Origin of the sequence: Rhodococcus sp. BP-160, from assembly GCF_019836205.1 — a bacterium.
In the GTDB taxonomy this organism is placed as follows: domain Bacteria; phylum Actinomycetota; class Actinomycetes; order Mycobacteriales; family Mycobacteriaceae; genus Rhodococcoides.
Window position 1 is genome coordinate 957,984 of the sequence record NZ_JABUEK010000002.1, and the last position, 22,810, is coordinate 980,793.

Sequence of the window (22,810 nt, forward strand, 5' to 3'; positions counted from 1 at the left end):
CGGCCTCGACACCCGTCCGACCGAAGGACGATCAGCCCGGACGGCCGCCGGCCTGACCGTCGCTCAGAGGCGGGACGCCGACCCCGCGTCGCTCAGAGGCGGGACGCCGACCCCGCGTCGCTCAGAGGCGGGACGCCGACCCCGCGTCCAGGAACCACACGGTCGACTCGAGGCCGTGTGCCCCGGCGGCCGGATGCTCGACCGGGTCCGCGCCCCCGACACAGGCGGCGACGGCATCGGCCTTGCCCTCGCCCGAGACGAGGAACCACACGTGCCGAGACCTGTTCACCGCCGGGAGCGTCAGCGTGATGCGCACGGGAGGCGGCTTGGGGGAGTCGGTCACGGCCACGACCCAGCGTGACTTCTCCTGCACCGCGTCACCGTGGGCGAAGAGGGAGTTGACGTGAGAATCCGGGCCCATGCCGAGCAGGTGGATGTCGAAGGCGGGTCCGTCCTCCGGTGCGAAGGCTGCCACCGACTGCAGGTAGGTCACCGCCGCGGCCTCGACGTCGTCGCCCAGCGGCGAGTCGGACGGGGCCATGACGTGCACGCGGTCGGGATCGACGCCGACGTGATCGAGCAGGGCGTCCCTGGCCTGCACGTAGTTGCGTTCCGGGTCGCCCTCGGGGAGGAAGCGTTCGTCACCGAAGAAGACGTCGACGGCGGACCAGTCGATATCACCGCCGAGGTCGCGGACAGCGGCCAGGGTCGCGACGCCGGTGCCGCCACCGGTCAGCACCACGGAGGCGGTACCGCGTGCTCGTTGGGCATCGACGACCACCGAGACGAATCGCTCGGCCGCGGCGCGGGCGAGAGCCGCCGTGTCGTCGGAACGGTGGATCTCCGGTCGTGTCTCACTCATAGGTCACCTTCGTCAGGCCGGCGAGGGCCTCTTCGTAGATCTCGTCACGGTCGAGTCGACGCAGCTCCTCCGCGAGGCAGTCGCGGGTCTCCCGCCGGGCGAGTGAGACCAGCGTGTCCGGTTGTCCGGTGCGGATGAGGGTGGCCGTGGTGCCGGTCTGCGGCCTGCTGATGGACACGGTGCTGTCGGCCAGCTCCATCTCCACGCGCAGGTCGCCGACCTTGCGCACCACGGGGACGTCGAGGCGGGCGGCGAACCACCCGGCGAGGATGTCCAGTGCGGGCTCCTCGCGCAGACCCGACACGGTCACCGATCGCACCGGCTCGGCCTGCTGGTCGAGTGCCGTGGTGAGCAGCGCGCGCCAATAGGTGATGCGCGACCAGGCGAGGTCGGAATCCCCCTCGGCGTACGACTCGAGTCGCGACGAGATGGCGGCGCGCGGGTCGGGTGAGTTGGTCGCGTCGGTGATCCGGCGGATGGCGAGTCGGCCCACCGGGTCCTCCTTCGGGACCGCCGGTGCTCCGCTCGGCCACCAGGCCACCACGGGGGTGTCCGGCAGCAGGAAGGGGAGAACGACGCTCTGCTCGTGTTCCGACAGCTCGCCCCGTAGTCGCAGGAAGACCACCTCGGACGCGCCCGCGTCGCCGCCGACGCGGATCTGCGCGTCCAGCACGTCGTCGTCGTCGCGATCACCGCGGGCCAACACGATCACACGACACGGGTGCTCCCGGCTGGCCTCGTTGGCCGCCTCGATCGCGGCTTCGAACTTCGCGGGATCACGGATGACGACCACCAGGGTGAGCACCCGACCGAGCGTGACGGCGCCGCCCGATTCGCGGAGCTCCACCAGCTTCTTCGAGACGGCACCGGTGGTGGTGGCGGGCAGATCGACGATCACGGCCTTCTCCATTCGCGTCCGGTGCGCTGCATCATCTCGTTGGCCGAGTCGGGGCCCCACGTGCCGGCCTCGTACGGATCGGCCGCACCTCCGGACGCCCAGTACTCGAGGATGGGGTCGAGGATCTTCCACGACAGCTCGACCTCGGCATTGACCGGGAAGAGCGACGGCTCACCGAGCAGCACGTCGAGGATGAGCCGCTCGTACGCCTCGGGCGACGACTCGGTGAAGGCCTGGCCGTAACTGAAGTCCATGCTGACGTCCCGCACCTGCATGCTGGACCCCGGCACCTTCGATCCGAAGCGCAGCGTGACGCCCTCGTCGGGCTGCACGCGGATGACGAGTGCGTTCTGGCCCAGTTCCTCGGTCATCGTGGCGTCGAACGGCAGGTGCGGTGCGCGTTTGAAGATCATCGCGATCTCGGTCACGCGCCGCCCGAGCGACTTCCCCGTGCGGAGGTAGAACGGCACGCCGCCCCACCGCCGGGTGTCCACCTCGAGGGTGATGGCCGCGTAGGTCTCGGTGTTCGACTCCGCGTCGAACCCCTCCTCCTCCTTGAGCCCCTTCACCTTCTGGCTGCCCTGCCACCCCGAGGTGTACTGCCCCCGGGCGGCGGTCTGCGCGAAGGGCTCCGCCAGACGCGTCGAGGAGAGGACCTTGATCTTCTCGCTCTGCAGCTCGCTGGGGCTGAAGCTGACCGGCTCCTCCATCGCGGTGATGGCGAGCAACTGCAGCAGGTGGTTCTGGATCACGTCGCGCGCAGCGCCGATGCCGTCATAGTACCCGGCTCGACCCCCCAGGCCGATGTCCTCGGCCATCGTGATCTGCACGTGGTCCACGTAATGGGCGTTCCAGATCGGGTCGAACAGCTGGTTGGCGAAGCGCAGCGCCAGGATGTTCTGGACCGTCTCCTTGCCGAGGTAGTGGTCGATGCGGAAGACGCGATCCTCCGGGAACACCCGGTTGACGATCGCGTTGAGCTCCTTCGCGCTCGCGAGATCGTGGCCGAAGGGCTTCTCGATCACCACTCGACGCCAGTGCCGCGGCGCCTCGTCCTCGGTCTCCGGCCCGGTGGCGAGACCGGACGCCGACAACTGCTCGAGCACCGTGGGGAACGCGCCCGGCGGGATGGACAGGTAGAACGCGTGGTTCCCACCGGTTCCGCGCTCGACGTCGAGTTCCGCGAGCGTTCTCGTGAGCTGATCGAACGCCGCGGCGTCGTCGAACGACCCCTGCACGAAGCGGATACCTTCCGACAACCGTTCCCACACGTCCTCACGGAACGGCGTCCGGGAGTGCTCCCGGACCGCGTCGTGGACGATGGTGCCGAAGTCCTGGTCCGACCATTCACGCCGGGCGAACCCGACCAGCGCGAACCCGGGCGGCAGGAGCCCACGGTTCGCGAGGTCGTACACCGCCGGCATCAACTTCTTGCGCGCCAGGTCGCCGGTGACACCGAAGATCACCAGGCTGCAGGGCCCGGCGATCCTCGGGAGACGCTTGTCTCTGCTGTCACGGAGCGGATTCACCCAGGGTGTGGCTGACTCCGTCGCCACGGTTCAGCTCTTCGACGCGGCGGAGAGTTGCTCGGAGGTGGCGTCGAGCAGTTCGCCCCACGACGCCTCGAACTTCTGGACGCCCTCGTTCTCGAGCACGAGGAAGACGTCGGTCAGGTCGATACCCAGTGCACTGATGGCGTCGAAGACGGCCTGCGACTCCTGACCCTTGCCCGTGATGGTGTCGCCGGTGACCTCGCCGTGGTCGGCGAAGGCGTCCATCGTCTTCTCGGGCATGGTGTTGACGGTGTTCGGGGCGACGAGCTCGGACACGTACAGCGTGTCGGGCAGGGTCGGGTCCTTCACTCCGGTGGAGGCCCAGAGCGGGCGCTGCGGCCGGGCGTTGTCGGTCAGCATGCCCTGGAAACGCGACCCGATCTCGAACACCTGCTGGTAGGCGACGTACGCGAGGCGTGCGTTGGCCAGTGCGGCCTTGCCCTTCAGGTCGGTCGCCTCCGGTGTTCCGATGGCGTCGAGACGCTTGTCGATCTCGGTGTCGACGCGCGAGACGAAGAACGACGCGACCGAGTGGATCGACGACAGGTCATGGCCCGCGGCCTTCGCCGACTCGAGTCCCTCGAGGTAGGCGTTCATGACGGCCTCGTAGCGATCGACCGAGAAGATGAGCGTGACGTTGACGCTGATGCCCTCGCCGATGACCTTGGCGATGGCGGGGATGCCGGCCTCGGTGGCGGGGATCTTGATCAGGACGTTGGGCCGGTCGACGATCTTCCACAGCTCGATCGCCTGCGCGACCGTCTTGTCGGTGTCATGGGCCAGGCGGGGATCGACCTCGATGGACACCCGTCCGTCGACTCCGTTGGTCGCCTCGTACACCGGTGCGAGCACGTCGCACGCATTGCGGACGTCGTCGGTGGTGACCGTGCGGATGACGGAATCGACGTCGGCACCGCGAGCGGCGAGCTCGTTCACCTGCTCGTCGTACGAGGTGCCCTTCGACAGGGCGGCCTGGAAGATCGACGGGTTCGTGGTGACGCCGACGACCGACTTGGAGTCGATCAGGTCCTTCAGGTTGCCCGAGGAGATCCGGTCACGGGAGAGGTCGTCCAGCCAGACCGAGACTCCGGCGGCGGACAGGTCTGCGAGGTTCTGGTTCTGAGTCATGCTGTCATCCCTTCACGTTGGTGATGGAGCGCTGAGCTGCGGCCACGACGGCCTCGGCCGTGAAGCCGTACTCGCGGAAGAGCGTCGCCGCGTCCGCGGACTCGCCGAAGTGCTCGAGCGAGATGATCTCGCCGAAGCCGCCGACGATCTTGTACCAGGGCATCGCGATGCCGGCCTCGATGGAGACACGGGCCTTCACGGTGGGCGGAAGGACCTGGTCGCGGTAGTTCTGGTCCTGGCTCTCGAACCACTCGACACACGGCATCGAGACGACGCGCGCCGCGATGTCCTGCGCCTCGAGAAGCTTCTGTGCCTCCACGGCGTACTGCACCTCGGAACCGGTCGCGACGATGATCACGTCGGGTGCGGCCTTGGACGACTCGACCAGGACGTACCCGCCCTTGGAGACACCCTCGTAGCTGGTGCCGTCGAGAATCGGGATGCCCTGACGGGTGAGCGCGAGGCCGACGGGTCCGCTGCTCGACGAGCGCGCGAGCACCGCGCGCCAGGCGTGGGCGGTCTCGTTCGCATCGCCGGGGCGCACGACCGAGAGGTTCGGGATCGCGCGCAGCGCCGCGAGGTGTTCGACCGGCTGGTGCGTCGGGCCGTCCTCGCCGAGACCGACGGAGTCGTGGGTCCAGACGTAGATGGGATCGATGTCCATGAGGGACGCGAGGCGCACCGCGGGACGCATGTAGTCACTGAACTGCATGAAGGTGCCGCCGTACGCACGCGTCGGTCCGTGCATGACGATGCCGGACAGGATCGCGCCCATCGCGTGCTCGCGGATACCGAAGTGCAGCGTGCGGCCGTAGGGCTCGGCGTCCCAGTCGTCGGTGGAGATCGACGTCGGACCGAAGGACTTGGCGCCCTTCATGGTGGTGTTGTTGCTGCCGGCGAGGTCGGCGGAGCCGCCCCACAGCTCCGGCAGGACCGGGCCGACGGCACTGAGGACCTCACCGGACGCGGCGCGCGTCGCGATGGCCTTGCCGCCCGGCTCCCAGGTGGGGAGGACGTCGGTCCATCCGTCGGGCAGCGTGCCCTCGGTCAGACGGTCCAGCAGGCGGCGACGGTCGGGCTCGCGCTCGCTCCACGCGTCGAAGTCCTTGCTCCACGCCTCGTGCGCCGCGCGGCCACGCGCCTGCAGGCCGCGGGTGTGCTCGATGACCTCGTCGGTGACCTCGAACGTCTTCTCGGGATCGAAGCCGAGCGCCTTCTTCACGGCGGCGACCTCGTCGTCACCCAGAGCGGCACCGTGGACGGCACCGGTGTTCATCATCGTGGGGGCCGGGAAGCCGATGATGGTGCGCAGCACGATGATCGAGGGCTTGTCGGTGACGGCCTTGGCCGCCTCGACCGCCTCCTCGATGGCGGTGACGTTCTCGCCGCCCTCCACGACCTGCACGTGCCAGCCGTACGCCTCGTAGCGCTTGGCGGTGTCCTCGGACAGCGCGATGTCGGTGGAGTGCTCGATGGAGATCTTGTTGTCGTCGTAGAACAGGATCAGGTTGCCGAGCTGCTGCGTGCCGGCGAGCGAGGACGCCTCGGAGGTGATGCCCTCCTCGATGTCGCCGTCGGACGCGATGACGTAGACGTAGTGGTCGAACGGGCTGTCGCCCCATGCGGGCTCGGGATCGAAGAGTCCACGCTCACGGCGCGACGCCATGGCCATGCCGACGGCCGAGGCCAGGCCCTGACCGAGCGGGCCGGTGGTGATCTCGACGCCCTTGGTGTGGCGGAACTCCGGGTGGCCGGGGGTCTTCGACTTGAACGTGCGCAGCGCCTCGAGATCGGCGAGCTCGAGGCCGAAGCCGCCCAGGTAGAGCTGGATGTACAGCGTGAGGCTCGAGTGGCCGCACGAGAGCACGAAGCGATCGCGGCCGATCCACGTGGTGTCCGTGGGATCGTGGCGCATCGTGCGCTGGAAGAGCGAGTACGCCAGGGGAGCGAGGCTCATGGCGGTTCCGGGGTGGCCGTTGCCGACCTTCTGCACCGCGTCGGCAGCGAGAACACGCACAGTGTCCACCGCCCGTGTGTCCAGATCGGTCCAGTCGCTCGGATGGTGAGCGCTGGTGAGAACGGTGATGTCGTCTGTGATCGACACGGGTGGAGATCTCCTGACACTGTCGGGGTGGGGGTGGCCAGTAGTGCACGGACGCGGCGCACTCGTCGCCGCTCCGCGCGTGATGAGCCTAGTTCCCCGGCGGGTCGGTCGGGGATACCCGGTTCACGGTCGAGCCTAGTTCCGTCCGGGACGCCTCGCTGGTTCCGCGACGGGTGGTCCGCCGCCGCCGATCCGTCACACGACGCCCGAACCATCCGACTACCCGCCGATTGGGGTGATGACACAGGCGGCGTCTACCATCGCTTGTAGTAGCACCATTCCGCTCGGTAACTGGGCCGGGTGGTGGAGCGGACGGTGCGAGAGGGAGATTCGAGTGGGTATGCGGCAGAGCCCGAGCGGACACGGGTTCACCGACAGTCCGACCCGGGACGTGTCGACCGCTCCCACGTCGAGACTCGGCCGGCTGACGGCCAAACCCGCCGCCTACATCGCGCTGACGAAACCGCGCGTGATCGAGCTCCTCCTGGTCGCGACCATCCCCACGATGCTTCTCGCGGACCGCGGCACGGTGAACCTCCCGCTGCTGTTCGCCACGCTGTTCGGCGGGTGGATGGGTGCCGCCAGCGCCAACACGCTGAACTGCGTCGTCGACGCGGACATCGACAAGGTCATGAAGCGCACCGCGCGGCGGCCCCTGGCCCGCGAGGCCGTGCCGACGTCGCACGCCTTCGTCTTCGGCGCGCTCCTCGGAGTCGGATCCTTCCTCTGGCTCTGGTGGGCGGCGAACCTCCTCAGTGGGATCCTGGTCGTCGCGACGATTCTGTTCTACGTCCTCGTCTACACGATGGTGCTCAAGCGCCGGACCTCGCAGAACGTGGTCTGGGGCGGTGCCGCGGGATGCATGCCCGCACTCGTCGGATGGTCCGCCGTGACCGGGACCGTCGGGTGGCAGGCGATCGTCCTGTTCCTCGTCATCTTCTTCTGGACTCCGCCCCACACATGGGCCCTGGCCATGCGCTACAAGGACGACTACAAGGCGGCGGGTGTGCCCATGCTGCCCGTCGTCGCCACCGAACAGGTCGTCACCCGGCAGATCGTCCTCTACACCTGGGCCACGGTTGCGGCCACGGCTGCGTTGATCCCGGCGGCCGGTGTCGTCTACGCCGCGGTCGCCCTGGCGGCGGGTGCCTGGTTCCTCCTCATGGCGCACCAGCTCTACTCGGGCGTGCGACGCGGCGAGGCCGTGAAGCCGCTGCGCCTGTTCCTGCAGTCGAACAACTACCTCGCGGTCGTCTTCATCGGTCTCGCCGTCGACTCCGTGCTCGGGATGTCCACGGTCTCCGACTTCTTCTCCTGACACCCGCTCCGCGTCAGGGTTCCAGCACGATCGATCCCGCCGTCCGCCGGCTCTCCAGGTCGATGTGCGCCTGCCGGGCCTGCTCGAGCGGATAGCGATGCTCGACTCGGACCGTCAGGGTTCCGTCCGCCAGCGCGCGCACCACGTCTCCGCCGCGCCATTCCAGCTCTGCCCGGTCGCGGATGTGATGCGCGAGGGTGGGGCGGGTCAGGAACACCGAGCCGGCCTTGTTGAGGCGTTGCGGGTCCACCGGCGGTACCGGCCCGCTCGCGGCACCGAAGAGGGCCACTGTCCCGCGGATGCGCACGCTCTCGAGGCTCGCGTCGAACGTCGAGGCACCGACGCCGTCGTACACCGCCGCGACGCCGACACCGTCGGTGATGTCGCGCACGCGTGCCGGGATGTCGTCGTCGTAGCGGAGAACGTGAGTCGCGCCTGCTTCGCGCGACAACGCCTCCTTCTCGTCGGTGGACACGGTGGTGATCACCGTCGCGCCCTTGGCCGTGACGAGCTGCGTGAGAATCAGCCCGACTCCGCCCGCGCCGGCATGCACCAGCACCACGTCGCCGGACCGCACGGGGTACGTCGACTCGATCAGATAGTGCGCCGTCATGCCCTGGAGCAGCACGGATGCCGCCTGAGGGGGATCCACACCCGCCGGCACCGCGATGGCAGAGGCGGCCGGGACCCGCACGAGTTCGGCGTAGCTCCCGGGCGCTGCGGCCCATGCGACGCGGTCGCCGACCGAGAACCCGGACACCTCCGAGCCCACCTGCTCGACTAGGCCGGTGCCCTCGTCGCCCGGGACGTACGGCAGCTCCCGCGGGTAGGACCCGCTGCGGAAGTACGTGTCGATGTAGTTGATCCCGGAGGCCTGGACCCGGACCAGTAGATCGGCCGGGCCGGGTACCGGATCGGGGACGTCGGTCACGTCGAGGACGTCGGGTCCGCCGGTTCTGGTCACGAGTACAGCGCGCATGGGAAAAGTCTGCCACCGCGCCCGCGACAGCGGGGGCGGGACGGACCCACCGCTGAGTTACCGGCCAGTAGGGACGCGTGGGACGGACCGGGTATTCTCACGATCATGAGCACCGAGAGCATCGAGAACGCACCCAAGGGTGACTCCGGGCAGAGCACCGAGACGGCGGCCCCGCCGTCGAACCTGGTGTCCTCGATCGAGTCGTTCGTCGCAGCGCACGGCGGGTCCGCGACGGTGGTGTTGCAGCCGCTCGGCCGCGCCGGTGTCCGCATGACCCTGGTCGGCGCCGACGGGATCCTGGGGGACCGGGTCGCCGGCAATCTCCGCATCGCGCACGCGGTGGTGGACTCGCTCGACTCCGTGACCCTCGGTGACTGGGACCGCGAGCTGACGAGCATCGTCACCCCGCGCAAGGGTCACTTCGCGCAGATGGCGGGATGGGTGGCGCGTCAGTCGCGTTTCCCGAAGGCGCGCAACGGTCTCTGACCGCGTCCGATCAGTCCGCGCGGGCCAGCCGCGGCGAGGTCACGTCGGTGTCCTCGGCTGCCGGCACGGTCTCCCGCTCCCGCAGAGACACCCAGAGAGCGGCCGTGGCGGCCGTGGCCGCGGCAGCACCGGCGACGTGGACGGCCACGAGGGCCGCAGGGACGTCGGTGAAGTACTGGACGATGCCGACGCACGCCTGGGCGACGACGATCGCGATGACCACCTGCAGACGCTTCTTGATGGCGGAGGCTCCGGACGGACTGACGGCGTAGACGGCGAACGTGAGCCCCACCAGCAGCGCCAGGTACCCCACCAGAAGTTCGGCGTGCAGGTGCACCAGCGTGACGATCTCCACCTCGAGCCGAGCCACGTCCGCGTCACCGGCATGCGGTCCCGCGCCGGTGACCATGGTGCCCGCCACCAGAACTCCGGCGAGAAGGGCCGCAGACAGCACGGTCAACCACCGCAGCGGCGCGGGCACGGCGGGTACCGAGACGCCCTCGTCCTTCTCACCGATCTTGTGGAACAGCAACGTCGCGAGCCAGACCATCAGCATCGAGATCACGAGGTGCACCGCCACGGTCCACCACAGCAGCCCGGTGAGCACCGTGATGCCGCCGACGCCGGCCTGCAGCACCGTGCCCGCAGGCATGAGCCACGCGTAGACGACCACCTCGCGGCGGCGCCGTGCCCGTGTCACCGCCAGGACGATGGCAGCCGCGGTGAGGACCACGGCGAAGGTGAGCATGCGGTTGCCGAACTCGACCGCCTGGTGCAGGACGGGCACCTCGGACACGCCGACGGGCGTGAAGCTGCCGGGGAAACACTGCGGCCACGTGGGGCACCCGAGCCCGGAGCCCGTCACCCGGACCACGGCGCCCGTCACCGAGATACCGCCCTGCGTCAGGATCACGACGAACGCGATGATTCGCTGGACGCGAACGGAGGGGACCGGGAGGCGGTCGACCACGGAGAAGTACGCACGGGAGAGCACACGTCGATGGTAGACGGCATCTCCTACGCTGCGTAGTTGGCCTGCGGCCTGGGGTAGTCGGCCTGCGGCTTCGGGTGGTCGGACTGCGGCTTCGGTGTCAGGTGAACGAGAACTTGCGGGTCGCCCAGAAGCCGCAGATCGCCGCCCACACGACGAGGACCAGGATGCCGAACAGATCGGCTCGTCCCACGACGGCCTGCTCGAGCGTCTCCGCCATCGCGCCCGACGGGATCAGTCGCGCGATCATGCGGACGCCGCCGGGAAGTGCCTCGTTCGCGAACACCACGCTGCCGATGCCGAGCATCACGAACCACGCGATGTTGGCGAGGGCGAGCACGATCTCGGCCCGCAGCGTCCCGCCGAGCAGGAGGCCCATCGTGGCGAAGGTGACGGTGCCCAGAGCGATGACCAGCGCGCCCAGCACGAGTCCGCCGGGAGTCGGACGCCACCCGAGGGCGAGGCCGATGGCGCCGAGCAGTACCGACTGCAGCACGACCACGAGGAGCACGGCGATCGACTTCCCGGCGATCGCGCCCCACTTCGGCAGAGCGGTGGCGCCGAGTCTCTTGAGAGCGCCGTAGCGCCGGTCGAAGCCGACGGCGATGGCCTGACCGGTGAACGCGGTCGACATCACCGCGACGGTCATCACGGCGGGCACGACGGTGCCGACGCGCTCGGTGCCGAAGTCGCCGAACGGCAGCAGCGTGAGGCCGATGAGCAAGGTCACCGGGATGAACATCGTCAGCAGCAGCTGCTCACCGTTGCGCAGCAGCAGAAGCAGTTCGAGGCGGCTCTGCGCCAGCAGCATGCGGCGGCGCGGTGCGGGCCGCGGATCCGGTGTGAACGTCCCCGGTGCGAATCGGTCGGACGCACGTTCGGACCGTGATGTCACGCTCACCCTCTCAGTTCCCGCCCCGTGAGGTCGAGGAAGACGTCCTCGAGGCTGCGCTGCTCCACACGGAGATCGGTGGCCAGCACGTTCAGTCGAGCACACCACGAGGTCACCGTCGCGAGCACCTGGGGGTCGATGGTCCCCTCGAGCAGATACGAGCCCGGCGAACTCTCGACCGGATCGAACCCCTCGGGCAGCACCATCTGCAGCAACGACAGGTCAAGGCCGGAGGGCGCGGAGAAGCGCAACTGGCCCTCGGCGCCCCGTCGGGTGAGCTCGGTGGGCGTCCCCGAGGCGACGACCTGGCCGTGGTCGATGATCACCAGGTCGTCCGCGAGGTGCTCGGCCTCGTCCATGAGGTGGGTGGTCAGCAGGATGCTCACGCCGTCGCGCCGCAGCGCCTCGACGAGGTCCCACACGAGGAGCCGGGCCTGTGCGTCGAGCCCGGCGGTCGGCTCGTCGAGGAACACGAGCTCGGGACGGCCGACCAGAGCACAGGCCAGCGAGAGGCGTTGTTGCTGACCGCCGGAGAGTCGTCGGTACGGCGTGCGGACGGCATCGGTGAGCCCCAACTGTCCGAGGAGCCACGCGGGATCGAGCGGGTCGGCCGAGTACGCGGCGACGAGGTCGAGCATCTCGCCCGCACGCGAGCCGGGGTAGGCGCCGCCGCCCTGCAGCATGACCCCGATCCGCGGCTTGAGACGGTCGGAGTCGACGATGGGATCGAGCCCCAGGACGCGGACCTCACCGGAGTCGGGCGTGTGGAAGCCCTCGCACATCTCGACGGTGGTGGTCTTGCCGGCCCCGTTGGGACCGAGGAGTGCGAGCACCCGGCCGCGCTGCAGCTCGATGTCGAGTCCGTCGACGGCCGCGACGTCACCGAAGTGCTTGACCACACCGCGGAGCGACACCGCCGGAGAGTCCGTCGGCGTCCCGGCATCGGACGCCGTGGGCGGAGGGACAGGTCGGGCGGTCACGATGATCCAGCGTAGGCGTCCGACGGACGGTCCGGCGCCGCCGCCCCGTCGCGTGCCCGCCAGGGCAGCAGTCGCCTCGTCGAGGCGTACAGCACGGCGATCGTCAGGACTGTCGCCACCGCCGCCTGGACGATGACGAAGGGCTGGACCTCACCGCCGGTCGGCATGACGATCAGCGAGACGAACGCGGAGAAGACGATCACCGGCACCCGGAACGCCGGTCGGGTGGCCCAGGCGGCCAGCGGGGTGACGGCCCACAGCAGGTACCAGGGCTGGACCACGGGGAAGAGCAGCACGAGTGCCCCGAGCGACACGCCGAGGGCTCCGATGGGGTGGAGCCGACCCAGCAGGACCGACACCAGCATCCGCACGATGATCAGCGCGGCCACCAGGGAGGCGATCGGGCGGGTGAGGGACAGCACGGCGGTGGTGTGGTCGCCGATGCCGAGGAGGACGCCGGCGCCTCCCGTGGCGAGGCCGAGCAGTGTGGGCAACGACATCCAGCTGCGCACGGCGTTGGCCGTGCCCAGGGTGTCCAGCCAGCCGAATCCGAGCCCGCTCGCGGCGCTGACGCCCAGGATCACGGCGACGGTCACCGCGCCGAGCAGGGCGGCGGCGGCGGCGACGTCGCGGGGCCGACCACCCCATCGACGGGCCAGGGCCATGCCCACGAATCCGAGCGCGAGCACCGACGGGATCTTGATCGTCGCGGACAGGGCGATGACCGCCGCGCCGGCGAGCAGCAGCACGCCGGTACGGCCCCGCAGTGGTGCCGCGGACTCGACCGCGCGGAACGAGAGTTCGAGCCCCGCGAGCATCAGGCCCAGCATTGCGGCCTCGTTGTGGATCCCGGCGACGAGGTGGAAGAGCAGGAGCGGATTGGCGGCACCGAGCCACAGCGCCGCCACGCTGGACACTCCGCACCGGGCGGCGAGGCGGGGGAGAGCCCACACGATGAGCGCGACGCCGATCAGCGCGACGATGCGATGCAGGAAGATCCCGGCGACGATGTCGTCACCGGTGAGCGCGGTGATGCCCCGACCGATCCACAGGAAGAACGGTCCGTAGGGCGCCGGGGTGTCGCGCCAGATGGTCGGCACGGTCCTGGTCAGCACATGGTCGACGCCGAGTGCCGCCTGCGGACCGATGGCGTACGGATCGAGTCCGCGGGCCGTGATCTCGCTCTGCGCCAGGTACGAGTAGACGTCCTTGCTGAACATCGGTGGCGCGACGCACAGCGGCACGATCCACAGCGCGAGCGTGCGGTCCAGCTCGGAGCGAGACATCCGGCGCGGCGACGAGTGCGCGCCGAAAGATCCCACGGCGAGGCGGCCGAGGAGCAGCCATGCGAGCACCACGACGGCGGTGCCGATCATCGTGATGGTGAGTGCGGCGGGGAGCGCGCGAGCGAAGAGCCCGAGCACGCGGACACCCTGCACCGGGTTCTGGAGAACCGGTTGTGCGCCGGCGCCCAGTGCACCGAGGGCCATCATCGCGGCGCCGATGGCACCGAAGCGGCGGATCCGTGTGAGATCGCGCACCTCGGCGGCGTTCAGTTCGGGGCGCTCGGGCTCGTTGTCGTGCAGAAACGCGACGCGGTCGCTGCGCGGAGACCCCTCGATCCCCAGCACCCGACGCGTCGCTCGACGGGCCGTCGCCCGCATCCGCGCGGCGGTACCGGAGCGGCTCGGCTCCGTCGCACCCGCCGTGACCACGTGGTCGGTGCCGCCCGCGAGGGACGCCGAGGCGTCGGTCGGTGTCACCGGCGCGGAGGGCACGGAGTCGTCGGCAGGTGCGGGCACAGAACGGAGCGTATCGACACCGGCGCCGATCACGAACGTCGCCGCGGCATCGGCCCAGCTACCCAGGGTGCCCTTGCTGGAACCTCTCCGGTAATTCGGTCACACTGGTGTTGTGAAAACGACTACCGAACGTTCCGGCGAGCGCGTCAGCGCCCGCGCCGACGTCGCGTCGGTCACTGTCACCCCGGCTTCGGGATCTGGTTCAGCAACGTCGGGCTCGGCAACGTCGGGCTCGGCAACGTCGGAGGGTCGCACGCGGTCGTCCGTCGTGACGCTTCTGCTCGAGGAGGGTCCGATCAGCGCCACCCAGGTCGGGTCCCGTCTGGGCATCAGCGCCGCCGGCGTGCGGCGCCACCTCGATGCTCTCATCGACGCGGGCGACGCGCGCGTCACGATGACCTCGCGTCCCGGTGCACGTACCCGCGGTCGCCCCGCGAAGCTGTTCTCCCTGACCGCGCACGGACGCTCTCGACTCGGCCACTCGTACGACGATCTCGCGGGTGCGGCCATGCGGCACCTACGGGAGATCGGCGGCGACGACGCGGTGCGCACGTTCGCCCGCCGACGCATCCAGTCCATCGTGGGCGACGTCGAGCCTGCCGACACGTCCTCGCAGCAGTCCGTCTCCGAGACGGCCGACGCCATCGCCGAGGCGCTGACCGAGTCCGGCTTCGCCGCCTCCACCCGCCCGGTCGGCAACGGGGTGCAGATCTGCCAGCACCACTGCCCGGTCTCGCACGTCGCGGCCGAGTTCCCCGAGCTGTGCACCGCCGAGCGCGAAGCGTTCGCCGATCTGCTCGGAACGCACGTGCAGCGCCTCGCCACCATCGCCAACGGTGACTGCGCGTGCACCACCCATGTGCCCCTTCGCACACTCTCGACTCCCGAATCAGGCAATACCGACGACGATGTCGGCGTTGCACCGAGTGATGCTGCCGACAGCGGCACGGTCCACCACGACCGCACAGCTCTCGATTCGGCCCGTACCACCAGCTCCAGCCCGAACAGCCCGCTCGATCGTCTCCGGAAGGAGCCCGCATGACCGTCACACCAGACCAGGTGACCCCCACGGTGCCCGCGACACTCACGCAGGACGAGACCATCGCGTCTCTCGGGACCTACGGATACGGCTGGTCCGACTCCGACGTCGCCGGTGCGAGCGCCAAGCGCGGCATCAGCGACGCCGTCGTGCGCGACATCTCCGACAAGAAGAGCGAGCCCGAGTGGATGCTCGAGGCACGCCTCAAGGCGCTGCGCACGTTCGAGCGAAAGCCCATGCCGAACTGGGGCTCGAACCTCGACGGCATCGACTTCGACAACATCAAGTACTTCGTGCGGTCCAGCGAGAAGCAGGCCGCCACGTGGGACGATCTGCCCGCCGACATCAAGAACACGTACGACCGCCTCGGCATCCCGGAGGCGGAGAAGCAGCGCCTCGTGTCGGGTGTCGCCGCTCAGTACGAGTCCGAGGTCGTCTACCACTCGATCCGCGAGGATCTCGAGGAGCAGGGCGTCATCTTCCTGGACACCGACTCGGGTCTGCGTGAGCACCCGGAGCTGTTCCAGGAGTACTTCGGCTCGGTGATCCCGGCCGGCGACAACAAGTTCTCCGCGCTGAACACCGCGGTGTGGTCCGGTGGGTCCTTCATCTACGTGCCGCCGGGCGTCCACGTCGACATCCCGCTGCAGGCGTACTTCCGCATCAACACCGAGAACATGGGTCAGTTCGAGCGGACGCTCATCATCGTCGACGAGGGTGCGTACGTGCACTACGTCGAGGGCTGCACCGCCCCGATCTACAAGTCCGACTCGCTGCACTCGGCGGTCGTCGAGATCATCGTGAAGAAGGGTGGTCGGTGCCGCTACACCACCATCCAGAACTGGTCGAACAACGTCTACAACCTCGTCACCAAGCGCGCGAAGGCCGAGGCCGGCGCGACGATGGAGTGGATCGACGGCAACATCGGCTCGAAGGTCACGATGAAGTACCCGGCCGTGTGGATGACCGGTGAGCACGCCAAGGGCGAGGTTCTGTCGGTGGCGTTCGCCGGCGAGGGCCAGCACCAGGACACCGGCTCGAAGATGCTCCACCTCGCGCCGAACACGTCCTCCAACATCGTGAGCAAGTCCGTCGCTCGCGGCGGCGGCCGGGCGTCGTACCGCGGCCTGATCCAGATCAACAAGGGCGCGCACGGGTCGAAGTCGACCGTCAAGTGCGACGCACTCCTGGTCGATCAGATCAGCCGCAGCGACACCTACCCGTACGTCGACATCCGTGAGGACGACGTGACGATGGGCCACGAGGCCACCGTCTCCAAGGTCAGCGACGATCAGCTGTTCTACCTGATGAGCCGCGGCATGACCGAGGACGAGGCGATGGCCATGGTGGTGCGCGGCTTCGTCGAGCCCATCGCCAAGGAACTCCCGATGGAGTACGCCCTCGAGCTCAACCGCCTGATCGAGCTGCAGATGGAGGGATCGGTCGGATGACCCTGCCCCACACCGACACCGGGGTGAAGGCTGCCCTCACCGGCGAGAACCCCGCCACCGAGAACAAGCGCGCGATCGTCGCGAACAAGGGCGCGCAGTTCTCGTCCTACGACGTCGCCGCGTTCGAGGTGCCGTCCGGCCGCGACGAGATCTGGCGCTTCACACCGCTGCGGCGCCTGCGAGGTCTCCACGACGGCACCGCCGTGGCCACGGGCTCCGCGACCGTGACGGTCACCGATGCGCCCGAGTCCGTGCGCGTCGAGACCGTCGGTCGTGACGACGCGCGGCTCGGCACCGCGGGTGCGCCGGCCGATCGGGTCGCCGCCCAGGCGTACTCGTCCTTCGACTCGGCCACCGTCGTCACGGTGGCCTCCGAGGCAGAGCTCGCGGATCCGCTGATCGTGACGGTCGACGGTCCGGGAGCGGACGTCGTCGCCTACGGCCACGTCCAGATCCGCGTCGAGGCGTTCGCCAAGGCGACCGTCGTGCTCGAGCAGCGCGGCAGCGGAACCTACGCCGAGAATGTCGAGTTCGTCGTCGCGGACAGCGCACACCTCACGGTCGTCGCGCTGCAGGAGTGGGACGACGACGCGGTGCACGTCGCGTCGCATCACGCGAAGGTGGGCCGCGACAGCGTCCTGCGTTACGTGTCGGTCAGCCTCGGCGGCGACCTGGTGCGCCTGACACCGACGGTGAACTTCACCGGTCCGGGTGGCGACGCCGAGCTCCTGGGCCTGTACTTCGCGGACGACGGTCAGCATCTCGAGCAGCGCCTGCTGGTCAACCACACCGCGCCGCACTGCAAGTCCAACGTGGTCTACAAGGGCGCCCTGCAGGGCGACCCGGCGTCGAAGAAGCCCGACACCCACACCGTGTGGGTCGGCGACGTCGTCATCGGTGCGAAGGCGGAGGGGACGGACACGTTCGAGCTCAACCGCAACCTGATTCTCACCGACGGCGCGCGCGCGGACTCCGTCCCGAACCTCGAGATCGAGACCGGCGAGATCGTCGGGGCCGGTCACGCGAGTGCCACGGGTCGCTTCGACGACGAGCAGCTGTTCTACCTCCGTGCTCGCGGCATCCCGGAGGACCAGGCACGCAAGCTCGTCGTGCGCGGCTTCTTCCACGACATCATCGCGAAGATCCCGGTCGCGTCCATCCGTGAGCGTCTCTCCGACGCGGTCGAGGCGGAACTCGCCATCACCGGCGTCTGACCCCTCGCGCGACCACCTTCTCCCGATTCACAGACAGGCAAGGAACATCATGTCCACTCTCGAAATCCGCGATCTGCACGTCGACGTCGCGAACACCGACGACGCCGCGCAGCCGATCGAGATCCTGAAGGGCGTCGATCTGACGGTCTCGTCGGGCGAGACGCACGCCATCATGGGCCCCAACGGCTCGGGCAAGTCGACGCTCTCCTACGCGATCGCCGGCCATCCCAAGTACCGCGTCACCTCGGGCACCATCCTGCTCGACGGTGAGGACGTGCAGGAGATGTCCGTGGACGAGCGTGCTCGCGCCGGCCTGTTCCTCGCGATGCAGTACCCCGTCGAGGTTCCCGGTGTCTCCATGTCCAACTTCCTCCGCACCGCTGCCACCGCCGTGCGCGGCGAGGCCCCGAAGCTGCGGCACTGGGTGAAGGAGGCCAAGGAGGCGATGACCGAGCTCGACATCGATCCGGCCTTCGCCGAGCGCAGCGTCAACGAAGGCTTCTCCGGCGGCGAGAAGAAGCGCCACGAGATCCTGCAGCTGGGTCTGCTCAAGCCGAAGATCGCCATCCTCGACGAGACCGACTCGGGCCTCGACGTCGACGCCCTGCGGGTCGTGTCGGAGGGTGTCAACCGCTACAAGGAGCGGGAGAACGGCGGCATTCTCCTGATCACGCACTACACCCGCATCCTGCGCTACATCACGCCCGATCACGTGCACGTGTTCTCCGCGGGCCGCATCGTCGAGTCCGGTGGACCCGAGCTGGCCGACGAGCTCGAGGCGAACGGATACGAGCGCTTCACGAAGACCACCGCGGGCGCATGACGGCCGTCGCGTCGGTCGGCACCCTGGACGTCGCGAGGCTTCGGGAGGACTTCCCGATCCTCGGTCGTACCGTGCGAGACGACAAGCCTCTCGTGTACCTCGACTCCGGCGCGACGTCTCAACGTCCGGTGCAGGTGCTCGATGCCGAGCGGCACTTCCTCACCACCTGCAACGCCGCCGTGCACCGCGGGGCCCACCAGCTGGCCGAAGAGGCCACGGACGCCTACGAGGGTGCCCGCGCGGGCATTGCCGCCTTCGTGGGTGCCCGCGCGGACGAGATCGTGTTCACCAAGAACGCCACCGAGTCGCTCAACCTGGTCACGCACGTCCTCGGCGACGACCGCTTCGCGCGGTCGCTGCGTCCCGGTGACGAGATCGTCATCACCGAGCTCGAACACCACGCGAATCTCGTTCCATGGCAGGAGCTCTCACGCCGCACCGGTGCGACGCTCCGGTGGTACGGGGTCACCGACGACGGCCGGATCGATCTCGACTCGCTCGAGCTCACCGACCGCACGCGCGTGGTCGCGTTCACCCACCAGTCCAACGTGACGGGCGCGGTGGCTCCCACCGAGGAACTCGTCCGTCGTGCACGGGCGGTCGACGCACTGGTCGTCCTCGACGCCTGCCAGTCGGTGCCGCACATGCCGGTGGACGTCTCCGCGCTCGACGTCGACTTCGCGGCGTTCTCCGGGCACAAGATGCTCGGACCGTCCGGGGTCGGTGTCCTGTACGGCAAGTCGGCGCTCCTGGCCGAGATGCCTCCCTTCATCACCGGCGGGTCGATGATCGAGACCGTGACGATGGAGCAGACCACCTACGCACCGCCCCCGCAGCGGTTCGAGGCCGGTGTGCCCATGACGTCGCAGGTCGTCGGTCTGGGTGCCGCCGTGGAGTACCTGAACGCGCTGGGGATGGACGCCGTCGCCGCGCACGAACAGACGCTCACTGCTGCCGCACTGTCGGAGCTCGCCACCATCGACGGGCTCCGCATCATCGGGCCCACGGACACGCAGGACCGCGGGGGAGCCGTGTCGTTCGTCGTCGACGGCATCCATGCGCACGATCTGGGGCAGATCCTCGACGACGAGGGCGTCGCCATCCGCGTCGGGCATCACTGCGCGTGGCCGCTGCACCGTCGTTTCGGCCTTGCCGCGACGGCCCGTGCCTCGTTCGCCGTCTACAACACGGTGGAGGAAGTGCACGCGCTGCGCGACGCGATCCGCACGGCACAGTCGTTCTTCGGCGTCGGCGGTGCCGCGTGAGAATGGAACAGATGTACCAGGAAGTGATCCTCGATCACTACAAGCACCCGCACGGTCGTGGGCTCCGCGAGCCGTTCGGCGCCGAGGTGCACCACGTCAACCCCACGTGCGGTGACGAGGTCACGTTGCGCGTGAACGTCGCCGACGGTGTCGTGGCCGACGTGTCCTACGACGGGCAGGGGTGCTCGATCAGTCAGGCGGCCACCTCGGTTCTGACCGACCAGGTCGTCGGACTCTCCGTCGAGGACGCGCTTCTCACGGTGGACGCCTTCTCGGCGATGGTCGGCAGCCGCGGCACCGTCGAGGGTGACGAGGACGTCATCGGCGACGGCATCGCCTTCGCTGGTGTGGCGAAGTACCCGGCACGCGTGAAGTGCGCGCTGCTCGGATGGATGGCATTCAAGGACGCCGTTGTTCGTACTGTGGAGACGCAGGACGAGCACGCGAACAGTGGAGGACGATCATGACCGATACCGACAACGGCGCAGTGGCGCCCGATTCCGTCATCGAAGACCTCGAGGAGGCCATGCGTGACGTTGTCGACCCCGAGCTCGGCATCAACGTCGTCGACCTCGGACTGGTCTACGGAATCACCATCGACGACGAGGCCGTGGTCACCCTCGACATGACGCTGACGTCCGCGGCGTGCCCGTTGACCGACGTCATCGAGGACCAGAGCCGCACCGCCCTGGTGCGCAGTGGTCTGGCCGAGGACCTCAAGATCAACTGGGTCTGGATGCCGCCGTGGGGACCGGACAAGATCACCGACGACGGCCGCGAGCAGCTGCGCGCGCTCGGCTTCACCGTCTAGAGCCGGCTCACCCGATCTCACGCGAGAAGATGCGGTACGTCCTGCTCGGGTCCACCGGGTAGGACGAACGCACCGAGTGGAACCAGCCTCCGTCCGCCAGCACGGGGGCTGCCTCCACGGAGGCGTATCCGCCGTCGTGGAGGCGCTGGAACAGTTCGAAGATCAGCAGTGCCGAGGTGCCCTTGTCGGGGCAGCTCGGGTCCACGAACATCATGTCGAGCCGCACGTGCGTGCGGTGTCTGCGTCCGCCGGGCCCCCGCCACCGCGCGATCGTGTGGAGATCGCGCACGATGCCGAACCGTGAGCGCACCGCTCCGAGGGCCGCCTTGTTCACGTCCGGGATCCCCATGACGAAGCCGACGACCTCGCCGTCGAGTTCGGCGAACAGCACGATCTCGGGATCGAGGATCGGACGCATGGTCGCCACGAGCGCATCGAGTTCGTCGGGTTCCACGGGCGTGAATCCCCAGAACGACGCGAATGCGGTGTTGTAGAGCACGCGCAGCTTGGCCACGTCCTCGTCGAACGTCGCCGGATTCATCGGCCGGACGACGACGGACGACCGCGCCTTCCACCTCTGGCCCATCGCGTACTTGCGTGCGAACGGCGGCGACTGGACGAGCGTGTGCGGGTCGTCGTGATAGAAGCTGTGGAACTCCTTGATGCTGGTCATACCCCACGACTCGAGGAGATCGGCGTAATACGGGGGATTGTGGGGCATCCCGACCAGCGGCGGAATGTCGTTGCCGTGCACCAGCACTCCCGCGCTCCACAGCAGTGACGGGCTCATCGGACCCACCACGGTGCTCAGCGACCGCCCCCGAGCCCAGGCGGCCACGGCGTCGAGCAGAGCGTGCGCGGCCTCCCGGTCGTCGAGGCACTCGAAGTAGCCGAAGTACGCGGTCTGCTCCTCGTAGTGCGAGATGAAGACCAGGTCGGCGATGGCCGCGATCCGCCCCACGAGCCGCCGACCGCGATACGCGAGGAACGCCTGACTCGTCATCCGGCTCCGCGTCTTCTCCGACGGCCGACGCAGCATCGAGTCCACGTCCGCGATGTCGCCGGGGATCCAGTTCGGGTCGTTCCGATAGACCGCGAACGGGACTTTCGCGAAGGCCGTCCAGTCGCGACGGGTGCGTACCGCCGTGATGGTCACGGCCGCGGTCGTGACCGGCCGACCGACCGTACGTGAGGTCATGAGAGGGCCTCCTCGAGATCGTTCTGCATCGTGCTCCGGGTCGTCGGTGCCGGCCGCACGAGGGATCGGGCGAGCACCGACTCACCGGCCCACACGTACTGCCCCGGCCGTACCAGGACGTCGCCGTCGAGCAGAGCGTCGGGAAGGAACACGTCGCACTGTGACCCGAAGCGGATCAGGCCGTACTGCTCGCCGCGAGCGAGATTCTGACCGACCTCGACGTGGGCGACGATCCGGTCCACCCACAGATCGGCGATCTGTGTGACGAAGACGGTGGGACCGTCGGCGTGCCGGACACCGATGGTGAGTCGCTCGTTGGTCAGGAGGTACTCGCACCCCTCGTCGTAGGGCGTGCGGTGCAGGAACAGGTTCGCCGTCATGCGAGCCATCGACCTGTTGAACGGCGCCGCGCCGCGGTGTTCACGCACCACCACCGCCCCCTCGATCGGTGCGCGATTGCGGTGGACCGAGTGCTCGGTCATGTAGGTGCCGACGAGCCACCCGCTGGCGTCGGAGTCGATCCCGGCGTACTCGGACAGCCGGATGGTGCGCCGCTTCTTCACGGCGACCGGCATCTGGCCCGACTCGACACGCTTGACGTAGGTGATGTACCCGTCGGCCGCCGACACGATGGACGACGGGTCCGGGGGCACCGACCGCTCCGGATCACGGAGGAAGGCGGCGCTGCGCCAGTACGAGTACCCGCCTACGAGCGCAGCGAGAGCCACGGTTCCAGCGGTGGTGGCTGCTCTGGTCACGACGGCTCCACCGCCGTCTCCTTACCGTGGTCGATGCGCTCGACCAGTGCGATGAACGCGTCGTAGAGATGGGTGCGCAGCACGGCGTCGATCGCGACGGCGAGCACTCCGAGGGTCGCGCAGGCGACGTAGTAGACGAGCCCGAGGGTGAAGTTCACGAAATCGCCGAGGAACACCCGGACCCGGTACCTCGCGCCGGTTTCCAGGAACATCGGTTGCGGCGGGACGCGACTCATCGTGCACGACCGAGGACGTCGC

22 protein-coding genes are annotated in these 22,810 nt (G+C 68.8%); 9 read left to right on the forward strand and 13 right to left on the reverse strand.

The genetic code is table 11. The features are described 5' to 3' along the window. Positions 1-121: 121 nt before the first annotated feature. The 5 genes from pgl to tkt are packed head-to-tail and all read right to left on the reverse strand — an operon-like array spanning position 122 to position 6,545. Positions 122-862: a 6-phosphogluconolactonase gene (gene pgl, locus HQ306_RS10960; RefSeq protein ID WP_027505283.1), complete on the reverse strand. Its 741-nt coding sequence runs from the start codon at positions 860-862 to the stop codon at positions 122-124. Then, on the reverse strand, positions 855-1,760 hold the full coding sequence (opcA, locus tag HQ306_RS10965) for a glucose-6-phosphate dehydrogenase assembly protein OpcA (RefSeq protein ID WP_222631060.1): 906 nt from the start codon (positions 1,758-1,760) through the stop codon (positions 855-857). Before opcA ends, pgl begins: the two co-directional genes overlap by 8 nt. Continuing rightward, positions 1,757-3,316, reverse strand: coding sequence for a glucose-6-phosphate dehydrogenase (gene zwf, locus HQ306_RS10970; RefSeq protein WP_056444682.1), 1,560 nt, complete (start codon positions 3,314-3,316; stop codon positions 1,757-1,759). Before zwf ends, opcA begins: the two co-directional genes overlap by 4 nt. A gap of 3 nt (positions 3,317-3,319) precedes the next feature. After that, entirely contained in the window at positions 3,320-4,441 is a 1,122-nt protein-coding gene (tal, locus tag HQ306_RS10975) for a transaldolase (RefSeq protein ID WP_222631062.1), read from the reverse strand. A 4-nt stretch (positions 4,442-4,445) separates the two neighbouring features. Next, positions 4,446-6,545, reverse strand: a complete 2,100-nt coding sequence (gene tkt / locus HQ306_RS10980) for a transketolase (RefSeq protein WP_027505287.1) — start codon at positions 6,543-6,545, stop codon at positions 4,446-4,448. A gap of 340 nt (positions 6,546-6,885) precedes the next feature. On the opposite strand from tkt, the gene HQ306_RS10985 reads away from it, so the two are divergent. Further along, entirely contained in the window at positions 6,886-7,863 is a 978-nt protein-coding gene (locus HQ306_RS10985; RefSeq protein WP_056444679.1) for a heme o synthase, read from the forward strand. A 13-nt stretch (positions 7,864-7,876) separates the two neighbouring features. Here HQ306_RS10985 and HQ306_RS10990 read toward each other — a convergent pair whose 3' ends face one another. Further along, the gene (locus HQ306_RS10990; RefSeq protein ID WP_222631064.1) at positions 7,877-8,842 is read right to left on the reverse strand and encodes a quinone oxidoreductase; all 966 of its coding nucleotides are present in this window, start codon (positions 8,840-8,842) and stop codon (positions 7,877-7,879) included. 105 nt (positions 8,843-8,947) lie between these two features. Here HQ306_RS10990 and HQ306_RS10995 point away from each other — a divergent pair, with 105 nt between their 5' ends. Further along, the gene (locus tag HQ306_RS10995; RefSeq protein ID WP_027505290.1) at positions 8,948-9,328 is read left to right on the forward strand and encodes a hypothetical protein; all 381 of its coding nucleotides are present in this window, start codon (positions 8,948-8,950) and stop codon (positions 9,326-9,328) included. Positions 9,329-9,338: 10 nt separating this feature from the next. Here the strand turns inward: HQ306_RS10995 and HQ306_RS11000 are convergent, their stop codons facing one another. From HQ306_RS11000 to mptB, 4 genes are all read right to left on the reverse strand, one after another. Beyond that, on the reverse strand, positions 9,339-10,322 hold the full coding sequence (locus HQ306_RS11000) for a heme A synthase (RefSeq protein WP_222631066.1): 984 nt from the start codon (positions 10,320-10,322) through the stop codon (positions 9,339-9,341). A gap of 97 nt (positions 10,323-10,419) precedes the next feature. Beyond that, positions 10,420-11,220: an ABC transporter permease gene (locus tag HQ306_RS11005; protein WP_027505292.1), complete on the reverse strand. Its 801-nt coding sequence runs from the start codon at positions 11,218-11,220 to the stop codon at positions 10,420-10,422. Next, a complete protein-coding gene (locus HQ306_RS11010) occupies positions 11,217-12,191 on the reverse strand; it encodes an ABC transporter ATP-binding protein (protein WP_056444673.1) in 975 nt (324 codons plus the stop codon). The genes HQ306_RS11005 and HQ306_RS11010 overlap by 4 nt, the downstream gene beginning before the upstream one ends. Beyond that, positions 12,188-13,855, reverse strand: coding sequence for a polyprenol phosphomannose-dependent alpha 1,6 mannosyltransferase MptB (gene mptB / locus HQ306_RS11015; RefSeq protein WP_222631529.1), 1,668 nt, complete (start codon positions 13,853-13,855; stop codon positions 12,188-12,190). Before mptB ends, HQ306_RS11010 begins: the two co-directional genes overlap by 4 nt. A gap of 250 nt (positions 13,856-14,105) precedes the next feature. Here mptB and HQ306_RS11020 point away from each other — a divergent pair, with 250 nt between their 5' ends. Genes HQ306_RS11020 through HQ306_RS11050 form a run of 7 tightly spaced genes read left to right on the forward strand, consistent with a single transcriptional unit; the run spans position 14,106 to position 20,596 of the window. Continuing rightward, the gene (locus tag HQ306_RS11020) at positions 14,106-15,035 is read left to right on the forward strand and encodes a metalloregulator ArsR/SmtB family transcription factor (protein WP_156380494.1); all 930 of its coding nucleotides are present in this window, start codon (positions 14,106-14,108) and stop codon (positions 15,033-15,035) included. Beyond that, positions 15,032-16,483, forward strand: a complete 1,452-nt coding sequence (gene sufB, locus HQ306_RS11025) for a Fe-S cluster assembly protein SufB (RefSeq protein ID WP_027505295.1) — start codon at positions 15,032-15,034, stop codon at positions 16,481-16,483. Before HQ306_RS11020 ends, sufB begins: the two co-directional genes overlap by 4 nt. After that, positions 16,480-17,697: a Fe-S cluster assembly protein SufD gene (gene sufD, locus HQ306_RS11030; protein WP_222631068.1), complete on the forward strand. Its 1,218-nt coding sequence runs from the start codon at positions 16,480-16,482 to the stop codon at positions 17,695-17,697. The genes sufB and sufD overlap by 4 nt, the downstream gene beginning before the upstream one ends. 49 nt (positions 17,698-17,746) lie before the next feature. Then, positions 17,747-18,520 (forward strand): Fe-S cluster assembly ATPase SufC, encoded by a 774-nt coding sequence (gene sufC / locus HQ306_RS11035; protein ID WP_027505297.1) that lies wholly within the window; start codon positions 17,747-17,749, stop codon positions 18,518-18,520. Then, on the forward strand, positions 18,517-19,785 hold the full coding sequence (locus tag HQ306_RS11040; RefSeq protein ID WP_222631070.1) for a cysteine desulfurase: 1,269 nt from the start codon (positions 18,517-18,519) through the stop codon (positions 19,783-19,785). Before sufC ends, HQ306_RS11040 begins: the two co-directional genes overlap by 4 nt. After that, the gene (sufU, locus tag HQ306_RS11045; protein WP_027505299.1) at positions 19,782-20,252 is read left to right on the forward strand and encodes a Fe-S cluster assembly sulfur transfer protein SufU; all 471 of its coding nucleotides are present in this window, start codon (positions 19,782-19,784) and stop codon (positions 20,250-20,252) included. The genes HQ306_RS11040 and sufU overlap by 4 nt, the downstream gene beginning before the upstream one ends. Next, positions 20,249-20,596 (forward strand): metal-sulfur cluster assembly factor, encoded by a 348-nt coding sequence (locus tag HQ306_RS11050; protein ID WP_027505300.1) that lies wholly within the window; start codon positions 20,249-20,251, stop codon positions 20,594-20,596. The genes sufU and HQ306_RS11050 overlap by 4 nt, the downstream gene beginning before the upstream one ends. Positions 20,597-20,603: 7 nt before the next feature. On the opposite strand, the gene HQ306_RS11055 is transcribed toward HQ306_RS11050, so the two are convergent. The 3 genes from HQ306_RS11055 to HQ306_RS11065 are packed head-to-tail and all read right to left on the reverse strand — an operon-like array spanning position 20,604 to position 22,788. After that, the gene (locus HQ306_RS11055; protein WP_222631072.1) at positions 20,604-21,794 is read right to left on the reverse strand and encodes a GNAT family N-acetyltransferase; all 1,191 of its coding nucleotides are present in this window, start codon (positions 21,792-21,794) and stop codon (positions 20,604-20,606) included. After that, positions 21,791-22,552 carry a phosphatidylserine decarboxylase gene (locus tag HQ306_RS11060; protein ID WP_222631074.1) on the reverse strand — a complete coding sequence of 254 codons (762 nt, stop codon included), beginning with the start codon at positions 22,550-22,552 and terminating at the stop codon, positions 21,791-21,793. The genes HQ306_RS11055 and HQ306_RS11060 overlap by 4 nt, the downstream gene beginning before the upstream one ends. Further along, positions 22,549-22,788 (reverse strand): hypothetical protein, encoded by a 240-nt coding sequence (locus HQ306_RS11065; RefSeq protein WP_156380493.1) that lies wholly within the window; start codon positions 22,786-22,788, stop codon positions 22,549-22,551. Before HQ306_RS11065 ends, HQ306_RS11060 begins: the two co-directional genes overlap by 4 nt. Positions 22,789-22,810 lie beyond the last annotated feature (22 nt).